The following is a 15,612-nucleotide window of genomic DNA, read 5'->3' as shown; positions in this document are numbered from 1 at the left end:
GGCGCCGTTGGCGGCCGGCTCGTCCGCCACCCCGGCCGGCGGTTCCGCCGACGGCCGGGCCGGTGTCGACGGCGTGCCGGGCAGGACCGTTCGAGGCCCCGGGACCGTCAGGCCGCGCTCCGGACCGACCGGACGGCTCGGGAGCAACCGGGGCGGCACCGCCTCGGGCGCGGCGACCGGAGCCAGGCCGGCGACCAGCGTGTCGACGATCTCGGCCGCGTAGCCCCCCTCCGGGTCGTAGTCGGGGTCGAAGACGGTGATCTCCACGCCCAGGCAGTGCGGGGTGTCGACCAACCCGGCCAGCAGCAGTTCCAGCTCGGCGAAGGCGATCCCGCCCGGGTCCGGCGCGTCCACCGCCGGCATCACCGCCGGGTCGAGCACGTCGACGTCGACGTGCACCCAGTAGCCGGCGCAGTCGGTCAACTGGTCGTGCGCCCACTGGGCGGTCCGGGCCGCCCCCTCGACCCGCAGCGCCGGCACCGGCCGGGTGACGATCCCGGCCGCCTGGAGGTCGAGCCGGTACTCGTCGTGCGCGCGGATCCCGAGCACCACCACGTCGATGTCCCGGAAGTACGGCCGGCGCCCCTCGATCGCGGCCAGGTCGGCCTGGCCCCGCCCGGTGACCAGGGCCAGGTCCTCACCGGCCGCAGCACCGACGTAGGAGGCGTTGCCCGGGTGCCGGAAATCGGAGTGGCCGTCCACGAAGACCAGCCCGATCCGGCCGCCGACCGCCTCGCCGAGCCGGTGCATGGCGAGCGCCGAGCCGAGCAGGATCGAACAGTCCCCGCCGAGCACCAGCGGAAACTCGCCCTGGTCGATGATGCCGCCGATCCGCTCGGCCAGCTCCATCGAGTACTGCGCGATCGAGCCGGCGTGGCACACCCCGTCCCCGGGACGCCAGTCGCCCGGGTCGTACCGGGGCGGGGTGAGGCAGCCGGCGTCCCGGGCCGCGAGCCGGGCGATCAGGTCGTGGTCACGCAGCGCGCCCGGGGCCTTGGCGCAGCCCGGCACCGACGTGGGGGTCGGCGGACGCAGGCCCAGGTTGGACGGGGCGTCCAGGACGGCGATCCGGCGCATACTGTGCTCCCGTCCGGTATCGCGGCTGCCAGGCCGGCACGCGCGCTGCTCGTAGCTGCCTATTGTCTAGAAGAGTGCACGCGAGAGCGCCCTCCGCGCGTTGGCCACCGCAGGATCGTCCGGACCGGCGATGGTGAACAGGGACACCAGGTGCTGTCGGGCGGCCTCCCGGTCATCGCCGGCCGTCCGACGGACCAGGTCGACCAGCCGGGCGTACGCCTGCTCGGCCTGACCGCTGAGCACCTCGATGTCGGCGGCGAGCAACTGCGCGGGTACGTCGTCGGGGCCCGCCTCGGCCGCGGCCAGCGCCGCCGCCGGGTCCGCACCGCTCACCCGGCGGGCCAGCGCGACGTGCGCCAGGCCGGCCTCGGCCGCCGCGTCCGACGGCGCGTCCGAGAGGATCTTCTTGTACGCCCGCTCGGCCGCGTCCAGGTCACCGCTGATCAGCGCCTCGTCGGCCTCGCCGAGCCGGGGGTCCTCCGGTGCCTCCACCGAGACCCCGCCGGCCTTCAGCACGGCGCCGATCCACTGTCGCAACTGCGCCTCGGGCACCACTCCGGCGAAGGCGTCGACCGGCTGGCCGCCCACCACCGCGTAGACCATCGGGATGCTCTGCACCCGGAACATCTGCGCGAGCCGCGGGTTGGCGTCGACGTCGACCTTGGCCAGTACCCACGCACCGGCGCCCTCGGCGGCGAGCCGTTCCAGCACCGGGGAGAGCTGCTTGCAGGGCTCGCACCACTCGGCCCAGAAGTCGATCACCACTGGCGTGGTGAGGGAGCGCTCCAGCACCTCGGACTGGAACGTGGCTTCGGTGACGTCGATCACCGCGACTCCGCCCCCGCCCCCGGGAGGTGTGCTCGGCGGTGTCGCGCTGGGGGTGCCGGGGCCGCCCGGCGGGGTCGCTGCCGCCGCCGGCTTCGCGGGTGTCTGTGCGGCGCGCAGTGCGCCGAGGTCGACCGCGCCGCGGGTGAAGATCGACGAGGTGATCCGTGGGTCGCTCATGGTTCCCTAGTCTCGCACGCGGCGCCGGGAACCCTGCCCAAGCGCCGCTGCCCGACAGATGCCAACCCGGCCGATCGGCCGACCGGCCGGGTGTACGCGACGGTCAGAACCGGGCCGGCTCGCGGTAGACGCCCCACTCGGCGCGCAGCGCGTCGCAGATCTCCCCGAGGGTGGCCTCGGCGCGTACGGCGTCGAGCATCGGCGGGATCATGTTCTCGCCGGTCCGGGCGACCTCGACCATCCGGGTCAGCGCCTCGGTGACCGCCGCCGCGTCCCGGCCGGCCTTGCGGTCGGCGAGCACCCGGCGCTGCTCCAGCTCCACCTCGTGCGAGACGCGCAGGATCTCCAGCTCCTTGGCGACCGTGCCGGTGTGGCAGTTCACGCCGACGATCTTCTTCTCGCCCTTCTCCAGCGCCTGCTGGTAGGTGAAGGCCGACTCGGCGATCTGACCGGTGAACCAGCCGTCCTCGATGCCGCGCAGGATGCCGGAGGTCATCGGCCCGATCGGGTGCGGACCGTCGCCGCCGAGCTGCCGGATCCGGGCGAAGATCTCCTCCGCCTCCGCCTCGATCCGGTCGGTCAGCGCCTCGACGTACCAGGAGCCGCCGAGCGGGTCGGCCACGTTGACCACCCCGGTCTCCTCCATCAGCACCTGCTGGGTACGCAGCGCGATCTCCGCCGACGAGTCGCTGGGCAGCGCGAGGGTCTCGTCCAGCGCGTTGGTGTGCAGCGAGTTGGTGCCGCCGAGCACCGCCGCCAGCGCCTCGACGGCGGTCCGCACCACGTTGTTGACCGGCTGCTGAGCGGTCAGCGAGACCCCGGCGGTCTGGGTGTGGAAGCGCAGCCAGAGTGCCCGTTCGTCGGTGGCGCCGTACACCTCGCGCAGCCAGCGGGCCCAGATCCGGCGGGCGGCCCGGAACTTGGCGATCTCCTCGAAGAAGTCGAGGTGCGAGTCGAAGAAGAAGCTCAGCCCGGGGGCGAAGACGTTGACGTCGAGTCCCCGGCTCAGCCCCAGCTCGACGTAGCCGAACCCGTCCGCCAGGGTGTACGCCAGCTCCTGCGCGGCGGTCGACCCCGCCTCCCGGATGTGGTAGCCGGAGACCGAGAGCGGCTTGTAGCGCGGGATCTCCCGGGCGCAGTACTCCATCAGGTCGCCGATCAGCCGCAGGTGCGGCTCGGGGTCGAAGAGCCACTCCTTCTGCGCGATGTACTCCTTGAAGATGTCCGTCTGGAGGGTGCCGTCCAGTGTGGAGATGTCGGCGCCCTGCCGCTCGGCGGCGACCAGGTACATGCAGAAGACCGGCACCGCCGGGCCGGAGATGGTCATCGAGGTGGTGACGGCGGCCAGGTCGATGCCGTCGAAGAGCACCTCCATGTCGGCGGCGGAGTCGACGGCGACGCCGCAGTGCCCGACCTCGCCGAGCGCCTGCGGGTCGTCGGAGTCCCGGCCCATCAGGGTCGGCATGTCGAAGGCGACGGAGAGGCCACCGCCGCCCGCGCCGAGGATCATCCGGTAGCGCTCGTTGGTCTGCCGGGCGTTGCCGAAGCCGGCGAACTGCCGGATGGTCCAGGTCCGTCCCCGGTAGCCGGTCGGATACAACCCCCGGGTGTACGGGTATTCGCCCGGCCAGCCGATCCGGGCGAACCGGGGATCCGCGCTCCCCTCGGGCGGGCCGTAGACCGGTTCGACGGGCATCCCGGAGAGGGTGGTGAAGTCCGCCTCCCGCTTGCGTGCCGCGTCGTACCTGGCCTGCCAGCGGGCTCGGCCGGCGGCTATCTCCTCGGCGTTCATCGCAGGGGGCCTCCTCGCGCTCCTTGACTGAGCCCGAGTGTAGAGGGGTCCCTGAACGATCGCTAAGGTCGCCCGCGATCAAGGCGGGAGTGTCCCGCGATCCAGGGACCTTCCGACACCGGGGCGGTACGGCTTCCGGGCGGAAGATCCCTGATCACGGCAATTGCGGCCGGGCCGGCACGCGGTCAGGCCCCGGCGGCCGGCGGAGTCTTCAGCTCGATGTCGTCCACCTTGACGTTCACCTCGGCGACCGTCAGGCCGTACTTCTCGACCGCCTCGATGACCTTCGCCCGGACCGCCTCGGTCACCTCCTGTACGACGTGACCGGCCTCGATCACCAGTACCACCCGGATGGTCGCGCTGGTCCCCTTCACCTCGGCCGAGACGCCCCGCCCGGCGTCACCCACCTCGTCCAGGCCGACCTTGTCCAGCACGCTGTTGAAGAACCGGGCGACGTCGCCACCGAGATCGGCGACGCCGGGCACCGAGCGGGCCGCCGTACCGGCGATCTTCTCGATGACCTCTTCGGACACCTCGGTGCCGCCCCTCGGCGCCGCCGCGGGCGCTGCCGCCGGTGCCGTCTCCGTGGCCTGGCCGGAATCGTTCTGAACCTCGGTCATTCTCGTCTCTCTCCCCTGGTCTCGACGGCCTGTACGGCGCCGTCGGCGTTGACGGAGCCTATCCGCCGTGGGCGAACCAGCGGCGGAACTGACACATTCTCGGCTCCGTCGAGTCTGGCCGCGCCGGCCGGCGGCGGGGTGCGAGGAACGTACAAGACCCACGGTGCCGACCGGGGACAGGATCGAGCGACGACCGACCGAGGGGGAATCTCGATGACCACAGCCGTCCCGACGGCCGGACCGGAGCCGGCCCGGGTCCGCTTCGACACCAAGATCGCCATTCTGCTCCGGGACGACCTCGCGACCTGGCAACGGCTCAACGTCACGGCCTTCCTGACCAGCGGCGTCGCCGGGGCCGAGCCGGAGCTGCTCGGCGCCGACTACCTCGATGCCGACGACACCCGCTACCTGCCGATGTTCCGCCAGCCGGTGCTGGTCTTCACCGGCGGCCGGGACGTCGTCGTCGCGGCACACCGCCGGGCCGTCTCGCGCGGGATGCGTGTCGCCATCTTCACCGAGCAGCTCTTCGGCACCGGCAACGACCGGGACAACCGGGCCGCCGTCCGGGCGGTCGGGCGGGACCGGCTCGACCTGGTCGGACTGGCCGTGCACGGGCCGAGGAACGCCGTCGACAGGGTGCTCAAGGGCGCCGTCCTGCACCCCTGAGCCCGTCCGGGCACCCCTGAGCGCGGTGTCGCTCAGCCGGCGGACCGACCGAGCTGGTCGAGCAGCTCGCCGGCCGCCGCGTACGGGTCGAGCGAACCGTCGGCCACCCGGGCGGCGAGCGCCGCGAGCGACGTACCCGCGCGGAGCGAACCGATCCGGTCCCGGAGGGTGCCCAGCGCGATCGCCTCGACCTCGGCGGCGGCCCGGGCCTCGCGGCGGCGGCGCAGCTCGCCGTGCTCGACCAGCCAGCCGCGGTGCTTCTCCACCGCCGTGACCAGGTCGTCGATCCCCTCGCCCCGGGCCGCGACCGTGCGCACCACGCGCGGCCGCCACTCCCCCGGCCCGCGCTCGCCCAACGCGATCATGCCGTTGATGTCCCGCACGGTGGCGTCGGCGCCGTCCCGGTCGGCCTTGTTGACCACGAAGACGTCGGCGATCTCCAGGATGCCGGCCTTGACCGCCTGGATCGCGTCACCCATCCCCGGCGCCAGCAGCACCAGGGTGGTGTCGGCCAGCGAGGCGACCTCCACCTCGGCCTGGCCGACCCCGACGGTCTCCACGAGTACGACGTCGCAGCCGGCCCCCTCCAGCACCCGGACCGCCTGCGGGGTCGCCGCCGCCAGCCCGCCCAGGTGTCCCCGGCTGGACATGGAGCGGATGTAGACCCCGGGATCGGTGGCGTGGTCCTGCATCCGGACCCGGTCGCCGAGGATCGCCCCGCCGGTGAACGGGCTGGACGGGTCCACCGCGAGCACACCGACCCGGTGGTCCCGGGCCCGCAGCGCCCGGACGAGTTCGTTGGTGGTGGTCGACTTCCCCACCCCGGGCGAACCGGTCAGCCCGATCACCTGGGCCCGCCCGGTGTGCGGGGCGAGCGCCGCCGCGACCCGCGGCAGCAGTTCGTCGCCGGACTCGACCAGGGTGATCAGCCGGGCCACCGCCCGGGGATCGCCCTGCCGGGCCCGGTCGACCAGCATCGGCACGTCCCGGCTGCGCCGCACCGACCCGGCCGGCTGCGACTCTGGCCGCACCGACCCGGCCGGCTCCGACTCGGGCCGCGCCGACCCGGCCGGGTTGGGCTCGGGGCGGTCCGCGGCGGACTCCGCCGTCACTCCCGCCCGCCGGCCTGTACCGGCACGTGCACGATCAGCGCGTCACCCTGGCCACCGCCGCCGCAGAGCGCGGCCGCGCCCGTGCCGCCGCCCCGGCGGCGCAGCTCCATAGCCAGGGTGAGCACCAGGCGGGCCCCGGACATCCCGATCGGGTGGCCCAGCGCGATCGCGCCGCCGTTGACGTTGACGATCTCGTCGGAGACGCCGAGGTCCCGGGCGGACTTGACACCCACCTGCGCGAACGCCTCGTTGATCTCGATCAGGTCGAGGTCGCCGACGGTCAGCCCGGCCTTGCGCAGCGCGTGCGCGATGGCGTTGGCCGGCTGCGAGTGCAGGGAGTTGTCCGGGCCGGCCACGTTGCCGTGCGCACCGACCTCGGCCAGCCAGGTCAACCCCAGCTCGGTCGCCTTCGCCTTGCTCATCACCACCACCGCGCAGGCGCCGTCCGAGATCGGCGACGAACTGCCGGCCGTGATCGTCCCGTCCGGGGTGAACGCCGGGCGGAGCCGGGCCAGCGACTCGGCGGTGGTGTCCGGGCGTACGCCCTCGTCCTCGCTGATCACCAGCGGGTCGCCCTTACGCTGCGGCACCGTCACCGGGACGATCTCCTCGGCGAAGGCGCCGTTCTTCTGCGCGGCGGCGGCCCGCTGGTGGCTGGCGGCGGCGAAGGCGTCCTGCTCGGCCCGGCTGATCGCGTGCCGGGCGTTGTGCCGCTCGGTGGACTCGCCCATCGCGCAGCAGTCCCACGGGTCGGTGAGCCCGTCCAGCGCCATGTGGTCCTTCACGGTCACGTCGCCGTACTTGTAGCCGGCCCGCTGGCCGAGCAGCAGGTGCGGGGCGTTGGTCATCGACTCCATGCCGCCGGCCACCACGATGTCGAACTCGCCGGCCCGGATGAGCTGGTCGGCCAGGGCGATCGCGTCCAGGCCGGAGAGGCAGACCTTGTTGATGGTCAGCGCCGGTACGGACATCGGGATGCCCGCCTCCACCGCCGCCTGCCGGGCCGGGATCTGTCCGGCACCGGCCTGGAGCACCTGCCCCATGATCACGTACTGCACCTGGTCGGCGGCGACGCCGGAGCGTTCCAGGGCGGCCCGGATGGCGATGCCGCCGAGCTTAGTCGCCGAAAAGTCCTTGAGGTTGCCGAGCAGCCGACCCATCGGGGTACGGGCGCCGTTCACGATCACGGATGCCATGGGAACTGTCGCCTCCGGGGGGACCTGGCGGAGCGCCTTAACGTCGGTTAGGTCAGACTATCCTGGTGGACGACGACAACCCGGACAGCCCGGCTGCCGACTATCTCACAGGCATCGGCCTGCTCGGCATCGATCACGTCGGGGTGGCGGTGGCCGACCTCGACGCCACGATCGAGTTCTACCAGCGGGTCTTCGGGATGCGCTGCGTGCACACCGAAACCAACCCCGAACAGGGCGTCCGGGAGGCGATGCTCCAGGTCGGCCCGACACCGGACGGCGGCTGCGTGCAACTGCTCGCGCCGCTGACCCCGGACTCCACCATCGCGAAGTTCCTGGACCGCAGCGGGCCGGGGGTGCAGCAGGTCGCGTACCGGGTCGCGGACGTCGACGCCGCCTGCGCCGCGCTGCGCGACCGGGGCGTACGGGTGCTCTACGAGACGCCGAAGCGGGGTACCGCCGGCTCCCGGGTCAACTTCGTGCACCCCCGGGACGCCGGCGGCGTACTGGTGGAACTGGTCGAACCCGCCGCCTCCTGACCCGGCTCCGGCTCAGGCCGGCACGGTGTCGTACGCCTCGACCAGCTCGGCCGGCAGCGGCGCCAGGTCGGTGGCCCGGCGGAAGTCGCCGAGGGTGGTGCCGGTGCACTCCGAGTCGACGTTGCGGGCACCGGCCCGGGCCCGTACGTCGTGCAGGTTGACCGCGCGGAAGTCGATGGAGAACCGGGTCCGGCCCGACGTGTTCGGCACGGTGGTGTGCAATTGGGCACCGGAGAAGACCAGGACCCCGCCGGGCGGCGTGAGCACCCGCAGGTCGGGCTCCCGCTCCAGCTCCTGCTCCAGCCCGGGCTGCCTGCGGGTCTCGGCGTGCACCTGCGCGGCGGCGGCGGTCCGGCCGTGCGCCACCCACTGCGCGTAGTTGTAGTCCCGGGAGCTGTTCCGCACCCCGGTGTCGAAGTACCTCGGGTGGAAGGCCATCACGTTCGCCTCGGTCACCTCGTACACCGGGATCCAGAAGTTGAGCTGGGACATCGGTGCGGAGAACCAGGTGTCCCGGTGCGACTCGAACTGGAGCGTCAGCCCGGCGTTGAGGTATTCGCTGGTCATCGAGCGCAGCCGGGGTACGTCGAAGTAGGTCTGCACCGGGTCGGCGCCGAGGTCGGCCAGGAGCCCCCGGACGAGTTCGGCGCTGCGCGGGTGGTTGATGAAGCTGGGCTTCAGCTCGGCCAGCACCGAGACGTAGTCCGGGCCGGCCAGGTGGTGCTGGGCCTCCGGCGGGAAGTACGGCGCGAACGCGGTCTCGGTCATCTGCCGGGCGAAGGCGACCAGCGCCATCGAGTGCGGCGTCGGCGAGTAGACGAACAGGTCCCCGGCGAAGAGCCGTGCCCGACGCTCGTCGTCGGACATCGGCGAGTCGAAGTGCAGCACCGTCACTGCGGCCTCCTGCGGTAGCTCCCGGTAGGTCTGAGCCCAGCGGGTCACGCTGGGTCTGCGCAGCGGTCACGGTAGGCCGCCGGCCGGCCGCCCGGAATGCGCCGTCCGGTCGGGCCGGGGCCCGTGTCGACAATCCGACTTCGCCCCGGTGACCGGCCGGGAACGCCGGGTGCGGCGCCCCGGGACCAATAGAGTCGGGCGATGCCGCCCGCGCAGTCCCCCGCGCCCACCGCCGCCCCGGCGCCGCCGACCCCGCGTACCGGGTCGTCCGCCGCACCGGGTCCCGGCCCCGTCGGGGTACGCCCCTTCCGGTTCACCGCCGCGATGCCCGGGCTGGACCGGCCGGCGGGGCGGTGGCGCGACGAGATCCGCCGGATCGAGGACCTCGGTTTCGACTCGGTCTCGGTCTCCGACCACCTCACCGGCGGCTGGGCGATGGACCCGCTGGTGGCGATGACGGTGGCCGCCGAGGCCACCAGCCGGCTCCGGGTGCTGGGCATGGTCTTCTGCAACGACTTCCGGCATCCGGTACTCCTGCACAAGGCACTGGCCAACCTCGACGTCTTCTCCGGCGGCCGGGTGGAGATCGGGCTCGGCGCCGGCTGGCTGCGTGCCGACCACGACGCGGCCGGACTGCCGTTCGACCCCCCGGCGGTACGCGTCGAGCGGCTCGCCGAGTCGATCGAGATCCTGCTGCGGCTCTTCGGCGACGAGCCGGTCGACTTCACCGGCCGGCACTACCGGATCACCGGACTGCTCGGGCTGCCGGCTCCGGCACAGCGCCCCCGGCCGCCGCTGCTGGTCGGCGGCGGCAGCCGGCGGATCCTCGAACTCGCCGGCCGCTGCGCCGACATCGTCGGGATCAACCCGCGACTCGCCCCGGACGTCGACCCGCTCGCCGCGCTCGCCGAGATGAGTCCGGAGCGCTTCGCCCGGAAGGTGGCCTGGGCCCGGGACGCCGCGACGGCCGCCGGGCGGGATCCGGCCGGCCTGGAGTTCCAGACCCGGATGTTCGACGTACGGGTGCGGCACCGGGGCGTGGAGCACCGGGCCTCGTCCAGTCACGCCCGAGGGGTCGACCCGGCCACGCTGGCCGCTTCCCCGTCGGTGTTGCACGGCAGCGTGGACGAGTGCGTCGACAGGCTCCTCGCGCTCCGCGACCGGTACGGCGTCAGCTATCTGCACCTCGGCGGCAACCTGGACGCCGCGGCACCGATCGTGGCCCGGCTGGCGGGACGATGACGGCGGCGAATCCCGGGCGTACCGGGGTGCTCCGGAACCGGCCGCGACGACATGATCCGGGGGCGCTTCGAGCACAGTAGATCCGGCAAACAGCACCGCCGCCCGGCGGGTTGAGTTGACCTTGTGAACTGGGCGCGATAGTACGGCACGGCTCTTGCGAAGCACCCCGGTAAGTCTGCAAGTATGTCCCAATGCCCCAGCAGCAGTCCTCCCCTCTCGCGTTCTTCGACAACGCGAACTCGCAGCCAGACTTCACGGTTGCCCTGCGCGGCTACGACCGTGAGCAGGTCAACAGCCACCTGGGCCGGTTGAACGCCGCTCTGAACCAGTCCGAGCAGGCCCGCGCCGAGGCCGAGCAGCGGATGAACGACGCCCAGCGTCGACTCCGGCAGGCCGAGCAGCGCCTCGCGTCGGTCGAGCAGAAGCTCACCGACACCAACAAGCAGCTCGAGGAGAACAACCGCCCCACCCTCTCCGGCCTGGGCACCCGGGTCGAGCAGATCCTCCGCCTCGCCGAGGAGCAGGCGAACGACCACCGCGGCGAGGCCAAGCGCGAGTCGGAGGGCATCCTCTCGGCCGCCCGGCTGGAGGCGCGGGAGATCACCGACAAGGCCCGCGCCGAGGCCGCCGCGATGAAGGCCTCCGCCGAGCGGGAGGCGGGCAGCGTCCGCACCGCCGCCGAGCGGGAGGCCGCCGAGGTCCGGGTGCAGGCCCGCCGGGAGGCGGACACCCTGCGCGCCGACGCCGAGCGGGAGACCAAGCAGCTCCGTACGGTGACCGCCCACGAGGTCGCCGAGCTGAAGTCCACCGTCGAGCGGGAGGTCGCCACCCTGCGGGCCACCGCCGAGCGGGAGATCACCCAGCAGCGCGCCAAGGCGGCCCGGGAGGCCGAGGAGAAGCGCGCCGAGGCGACCAAGCTGCTCACCGACGCCCGGGACAAGCGCGACAAGGACCTCCAGGCGCTGGAACTCCAGCTCGCCGAGCGCCGGGAGAAGGCCGAGCGCGAGGAGTCGGAGCGGCACGCCGCGCAGGTGGCCCAGACCCAGAAGCTGGTCGCCGAGGCCGAGCAGCGGGCCCGGGCGGCGCAGGACCGCGCCAAGGAGATCGAGCAGCGCGCCGAGGCCCGTCGGGTCGAGTCGGAGCGGAACGCCAACGAGACGATCGACAAGGCGAAGGCGCTCGCCGACAAGACCCTCAACGAGGCCCGCGCCGAGGCGCACCGCCTGCTCACCGAGGCGCGTACCGAGGCCGACCTGACCACGCAGGCGGCCCGCCGCGAGGTCGAGGACCTCACCCGGCAGAAGGACGCCGTCACCTCGCAGCTCGGCCAGATGCTCTCCGGCCTCGCCGGCATCGTGCCGGGCGTGGGTGGGGCGGCCGCCAAGCCCGAGGCGGCCAAGCCGGCCGCCGCCGCCGAGAAGACCGAGGCGGAGGAGCGGGTTCCCGCCGACGCCACGAGCTGACCCGACGACGGGCGCGGGTCGGACTGCGGGGCAGCAGCACGGCCGGGGCCGTACCGGAAGTTCCGGTACGGCCCCGAGCGCTGCGCGGCGTACGGTCCGATAGATCTGGCAATGTCACCACCAGTGAGCTTCGTCCCATCAGCCCCGCCGGGTATCGCCGCAGAACCAGCCACCGCGTGTGAGGATGGGAGCATGTCGCACGGCGAGGAACTGTTTGCCCTGAACGGGGATGTGGCTACGGAGCCGAGCTTCGAGCCGGCCTTTCGGGGCTACGACAGGGGGCAGGTGGACCGATACGTCGCTCGCGCAGAGAACGAGATCGCCACCCTGGCGGCCCAGCGTGAGCACGCGTACACCCAGATCCACAACCTGGCGGGCCAGGTCGAGGTGTTGCAACGCGACCTGACGGCGGTACGCCGGCAGGTCGGCGTCGTCGACCGGGCGTCGTTCCGGCATCTCGGTCCGGTGGTCGAACAGATCCTGACCCTCGCCGAGGAACAGGCCGAGATCATCCACCGGGACACCCTCCAGGAGATCGAGGCCCGCCGGGCCGAGGCGGAGCAGGTGCTCGAGGACGCCCGGACGCAGGCCGCCGACGCGCTGCGCGACTTCGAACTCGCCCTCGCCGCCCGCCGCGCGGAGGAGGAGAAGGTCAACACGGCCCGCCGGGCGGAGGCGGACGCCGCCGTCACCGCCGCCGCCGAGGAGGCCACCCGGCTCCGCGAGGCCGCACAGGCCGCGCTGGAGAAGGCCAAGCAGGAGGGTTCGGAGCTGCGCAACCGGGCCGCCGAGGAGGCGAACCGGCTGCGCGAGGCGAGCCAGGCGGCGCACGCCAAGGCCGTACAGGAGGCGAAGCAGCTCCGGGACACCGCCGAGCAGGAGGCGCAGCGGCTCACCGAACTGACGGCCCGACAGGCCCAGGAGCTGACCGAGCGGACCGAGCGGGAGAGCCAGCAGGTCGTCGAGCGCGCCCGCCAGGAGTCCGCCCGGCTGCGGCACGCGGCCCAGCACGAGGCCAACCGGCTGCGCGACGCCGCGCAGCAGGAGGCGACCCGGCTGCGCGAGGCCGGCCAGGCGGCGCACGTCAAGGCCCAGCAGGAGGCGCAGCGGCTCACCGACGCGGCGAGCCAGGAGGCCGACCGCATGATCGAGCTGGCCAAGCAGGAGGCCACCCGGCTGCGCGAGGCCGGCCAGGGGCTGCACGCGAAGGCGAAGCACGAGGCGACCCAGCTCCGCGAGGCCGGCCAGGCGGCGCACGCCAAGGCCCAGCAGGAGGCGGCCCGGATCAACGAGGAGACCGCCGAGTACGTCCGCAAGTCCCGGGCCGAGGTCGAGGAGTACGCCCAGAAGGTGCGGGCGGAGACGCAGCAGGAGCTGGGCGCCTGGCGGTCCGGTGTCGAGCAGGAGGTGAACCGGCGCCGTACCGCCGCCGAGGCGGAGATCGCCGCCCAGCGGAGCGCGGCCGAGCAGGAACTCGCCGCCGGCCGGGCCGCGCTGGAGGAGGAACTCGCCGCCTACCGGGCCGGGGCCGACCGGGAGTTCAACCAGCGCAAGTCCGAGCTGGAGCAGCAGTTCCAGGAGCGGCAGGCCGAGCTGGAGCAGCAGTTCGACCAGCGGCGCGCGGAGCTGGAGGAGTCGTACGAGACCCGCCGGGCGGAGATCGAGGGCGGTGCCGACCGGGTCCGCCTGGAGGCCGACGAGTACGCCGAGCGGGTGCGCCGGGAGGCCGACGAGCACGCCGAGCAGGTCCGGCGGGAGGCCGAGGAGCGCCTCGCCGAGTTGCAGCGGCAGGCCGACGAGCAGGCCGCCACGTCCCGCCGCCAGTTCGAGGAGTACATGGCGACCGCGCAGCAGCACCTGGCCACCACCCAGCAGCACCTGGCGAGCACCCAGCAGGAGGCGGCCGCCGGCCGGCAGCAGTTGGCCGAGGTGATGCAGGAGATCGCCGAGGCGCAGCAGGCGCTCGCCGACATCCGGCAGGAGACGGTCGCGTCCCGGCAGGAGTCCGACCGGATCCAGCGGCAGCTCGCCGCCGCGCGGGACCAGCTCGCGGGTGAGCGGGACCGGTTGACCGGCACGGAGCAGTCGGCCCAGCAGGCCGAGCAGCAGCTCGCGCAGGCCGAGGCGGACATGCAGCAGATCGTCGAGGCCGCCGCCGAGCAGGTCGCCGCCGACCAGCACGCGGCGGGCGGTGGGAAGGCCGCGCCGGGCCGGGTGACCGAGCCGGTGACCGGCGGGGCCGACGGTGGCGGCATCGACGGCGAGCCGACCGTGGCGGCGGTGCCCGGCACCGGCGGGCGGGAGCCGATGCCGACCCGGATCACCAGTACCGGTGACTCGGGCAAGCGCAGCGGCAAGCCGACCGTCGAGGACCAGGGCACCAAGTCGAGCAAGGTCACCGTCGACTCGGAGTAGGTTCCGTAGCGCGGGGCGCCCCACCCTGGCGCCCGCCCGATAACCTCTGCCGGGACGATCGGTGGGAGGTCGGGGTGGGAAGCGAGCAACCAGCGGTGCACGGCGAGCGGCGGGGCGACCCGGGCGAGGGGTCGGAGGCTCCTGCCGGAGTGACCGCGCCAACCGGCGGCGCACCTCCGCAGAGCCGCAATCCGGCCGACGAGGACCGCACGACACCCCCGCCGTCGGCCGACGCCGGCCCCGACGAGCAGCCGGCCGACGAGCACCCCGGCCGGTTCGGCCGACCGGGGCAGCCGCTGCGGCTCAGTCCGTTCCTGGTCGGGCTCACCGGCGGGCTGGGCGTGCTGGTGGCGTACGCGATCTTCCTCGCGGTCCGCAACGCGGGCTCGGTGCTGGTGCTGGTCTTCATCGCGCTCTTCCTGGCGATCGGCCTGCACCCGGCGGTGGTCCGGCTGCGCTCCTGGGGGCTGCCCCGGGGCCTCGCCGTGGCGGCGGTGACGCTGACCCTGCTCGCGGTCATCACCGGTGCGGTGTACGCGCTGGTCCCGCCGGTGGTCAGCCAGACCGGTGAGTTGATCGGGCAGGTGCCCGACTACGTCACCCAACTGCGCCGCAACGGCACCGTCGACGACCTGATCGAGCAGTACGACCTGGCGGGCAAGATCGAGTCGGCGGCCACCACCGAGAACATCACCCGGGCCCTGGGCGGGGTCTTCGGGGCCGCCGGGTTCATCTTCGGCGCGGTCTTCAACATCGTCACCGTGATCGTGCTGACCATCTATTTCATGGCCACCTTCGACCGGCTCCGCGACCTCGGCTACGGCCTGGTCCCGGCGACCCGGCGGGACCGGGTACGGCTGATCGGTGACGAGATCCTCGCCAAGGTCGGCGCCTACATGGTGGGTGCGCTGGCGATCGCCCTGCTGGCCGGGGTGAGCACCTTCGTCTTCGCCGTCGTCGTCGGCCTGGCGTACCCGTTCGCCCTCGCCGTGGTGGTGGCGATCTGCGACCTCATCCCGCAGATCGGCGCGACCATCGGGGCGGTGGTGGTCAGCCTGGTCGGCTTCGCCACCGACGTGCCGACCGGGATCGCCTGCGTGGTCTTCTTCCTGGTCTACCAGCAGGTGGAGAACTACCTCGTCTATCCCCGGGTGATGCGCCGCTCGGTGCAGGTCGCCGACGTGGCGGCGATCGTCGCTGCCCTGCTCGGGGTGGCCCTGTTCGGGGTGATCGGCGCCCTGGTGGCGATCCCGGCGGTGGCGGCGATCCAACTGGTGCTCCGCGAGGTGGTCCTCCCCCGCCAGCAACACCGCTGACCCGGCGCCGGGCCGGGATCTTGACCCGCCGAGCCGCAACTTCTGTCCGTAATCCGTCTGAATCGAGAATAGTAACCCCTTCAATACGGCTTGTAGTATTCATTCATGGCCGGTAGATCGAGACGATCGAGATCGCACCCCTCCTGACCAGGGAAGGTGTCTCGACCGCACGATCATGTCGACTCGGGGGGAGTCGACGCCGACAGGCCGATATCGGCGGTGGGCGCCCCGGAGCGCAGGAGCGGTGGCCCCCGCTCGTGTGCGACGCGCCCGTGGGG

General features: G+C 73.1%; 12 protein-coding genes and 1 pseudogene. 6 read left to right on the top strand and 7 right to left on the bottom strand.

What is annotated here, in order from left to right; translation table 11 throughout:
* Positions 1–18: 18 nt before the first annotated feature.
* The 4 genes and pseudogenes from C6361_RS21025 to C6361_RS21010 all read right to left on the bottom strand — a co-directional run.
* Positions 19–1,077, bottom strand: a pseudogene (locus tag C6361_RS21025) (arginase family protein); the annotation flags it as partial.
* Positions 1,078–1,143: 66 nt separating this feature from the next.
* A complete protein-coding gene (locus C6361_RS21020) occupies positions 1,144–2,082 on the bottom strand; it encodes a tetratricopeptide repeat protein (protein WP_107268742.1) in 939 nt (312 codons plus the stop codon).
* A gap of 103 nt (positions 2,083–2,185) precedes the next feature.
* Positions 2,186–3,874, bottom strand: coding sequence for a methylmalonyl-CoA mutase (locus C6361_RS21015; RefSeq protein WP_107260337.1), 1,689 nt, complete (start codon positions 3,872–3,874; stop codon positions 2,186–2,188).
* Between the two features lie 185 nt (positions 3,875–4,059).
* A complete protein-coding gene (locus C6361_RS21010; RefSeq protein WP_107268741.1) occupies positions 4,060–4,494 on the bottom strand; it encodes an Asp23/Gls24 family envelope stress response protein in 435 nt (144 codons plus the stop codon).
* Positions 4,495–4,707: 213 nt separating this feature from the next.
* Here C6361_RS21010 and C6361_RS21005 point away from each other — a divergent pair, with 213 nt between their 5' ends.
* Entirely contained in the window at positions 4,708–5,160 is a 453-nt protein-coding gene (locus C6361_RS21005) for a DUF2000 domain-containing protein (RefSeq protein ID WP_107260341.1), read from the top strand.
* A gap of 32 nt (positions 5,161–5,192) precedes the next feature.
* Here C6361_RS21005 and meaB read toward each other — a convergent pair whose 3' ends face one another.
* Both meaB and C6361_RS20995 read right to left on the bottom strand, forming a co-directional pair.
* On the bottom strand, positions 5,193–6,137 hold the full coding sequence (gene meaB, locus C6361_RS21000; RefSeq protein ID WP_107271073.1) for a methylmalonyl Co-A mutase-associated GTPase MeaB: 945 nt from the start codon (positions 6,135–6,137) through the stop codon (positions 5,193–5,195).
* A gap of 131 nt (positions 6,138–6,268) precedes the next feature.
* The gene (locus C6361_RS20995; RefSeq protein ID WP_107260343.1) at positions 6,269–7,468 is read right to left on the bottom strand and encodes an acetyl-CoA C-acetyltransferase; all 1,200 of its coding nucleotides are present in this window, start codon (positions 7,466–7,468) and stop codon (positions 6,269–6,271) included.
* Positions 7,469–7,533: 65 nt separating this feature from the next.
* On the opposite strand from C6361_RS20995, the gene mce reads away from it, so the two are divergent.
* Positions 7,534–8,004, top strand: coding sequence for a methylmalonyl-CoA epimerase (gene mce / locus C6361_RS20990; RefSeq protein ID WP_107268740.1), 471 nt, complete (start codon positions 7,534–7,536; stop codon positions 8,002–8,004).
* Positions 8,005–8,016: 12 nt separating this feature from the next.
* On the opposite strand, the gene C6361_RS20985 is transcribed toward mce, so the two are convergent.
* Positions 8,017–8,946 carry a hypothetical protein gene (locus tag C6361_RS20985; protein ID WP_234358921.1) on the bottom strand — a complete coding sequence of 310 codons (930 nt, stop codon included), beginning with the start codon at positions 8,944–8,946 and terminating at the stop codon, positions 8,017–8,019.
* Between the two features lie 153 nt (positions 8,947–9,099).
* Between C6361_RS20985 and C6361_RS20980 the strand changes: the two genes are divergently transcribed.
* The 4 genes from C6361_RS20980 to C6361_RS20965 all read left to right on the top strand — a co-directional run bounded on the left by C6361_RS20980 (position 9,100) and on the right by C6361_RS20965 (position 15,334).
* On the top strand, positions 9,100–10,140 hold the full coding sequence (locus tag C6361_RS20980) for a TIGR03621 family F420-dependent LLM class oxidoreductase (protein ID WP_107268739.1): 1,041 nt from the start codon (positions 9,100–9,102) through the stop codon (positions 10,138–10,140).
* A 191-nt stretch (positions 10,141–10,331) separates the two neighbouring features.
* Entirely contained in the window at positions 10,332–11,603 is a 1,272-nt protein-coding gene (locus C6361_RS20975; RefSeq protein ID WP_107260351.1) for a cell division protein DivIVA, read from the top strand.
* A 192-nt stretch (positions 11,604–11,795) separates the two neighbouring features.
* Entirely contained in the window at positions 11,796–14,018 is a 2,223-nt protein-coding gene (locus C6361_RS20970; RefSeq protein WP_107268738.1) for a hypothetical protein, read from the top strand.
* A gap of 149 nt (positions 14,019–14,167) precedes the next feature.
* Positions 14,168–15,334, top strand: coding sequence for an AI-2E family transporter (locus C6361_RS20965; protein ID WP_234358920.1), 1,167 nt, complete (start codon positions 14,168–14,170; stop codon positions 15,332–15,334).
* The last annotated feature ends 278 nt before the right edge of the window (positions 15,335–15,612 follow it).

Origin of the sequence: Plantactinospora sp. BC1 (genome assembly GCF_003030345.1) — a bacterium.
Lineage (GTDB): Bacteria > Actinomycetota > Actinomycetes > Mycobacteriales > Micromonosporaceae > Plantactinospora.
Note: the sequence above shows the minus strand (reverse complement) of the source record. Positions and strands in the feature narration are given on the sequence as shown.

Excerpts from the sequence above, each read along its gene's own strand:
- C6361_RS21015 (WP_107260337.1), bottom strand. The coding sequence starts at position 3,874 with ATGAACGCCGAGGAGATAGCCGCCGGCCGAGCCCGCTGGCAGGCCAGG.
- C6361_RS20975 (WP_107260351.1), top strand. The coding sequence starts at position 10,332 with ATGCCCCAGCAGCAGTCCTCCCCTCTCGCGTTCTTCGACAACGCGAAC.
- C6361_RS21005 (WP_107260341.1), top strand. The coding sequence starts at position 4,708 with ATGACCACAGCCGTCCCGACGGCCGGACCGGAGCCGGCCCGGGTCCGC.
- C6361_RS20980 (WP_107268739.1), top strand. The coding sequence starts at position 9,100 with ATGCCGCCCGCGCAGTCCCCCGCGCCCACCGCCGCCCCGGCGCCGCCG.
- C6361_RS21020 (WP_107268742.1), bottom strand. The coding sequence starts at position 2,082 with ATGAGCGACCCACGGATCACCTCGTCGATCTTCACCCGCGGCGCGGTC.
- C6361_RS20995 (WP_107260343.1), bottom strand. The coding sequence starts at position 7,468 with ATGGCATCCGTGATCGTGAACGGCGCCCGTACCCCGATGGGTCGGCTG.
- C6361_RS20970 (WP_107268738.1), top strand. The coding sequence starts at position 11,796 with ATGTCGCACGGCGAGGAACTGTTTGCCCTGAACGGGGATGTGGCTACG.
- meaB (WP_107271073.1), bottom strand. The coding sequence starts at position 6,137 with ATGCTGGTCGACCGGGCCCGGCAGGGCGATCCCCGGGCGGTGGCCCGG.
- C6361_RS21010 (WP_107268741.1), bottom strand. The coding sequence starts at position 4,494 with ATGACCGAGGTTCAGAACGATTCCGGCCAGGCCACGGAGACGGCACCG.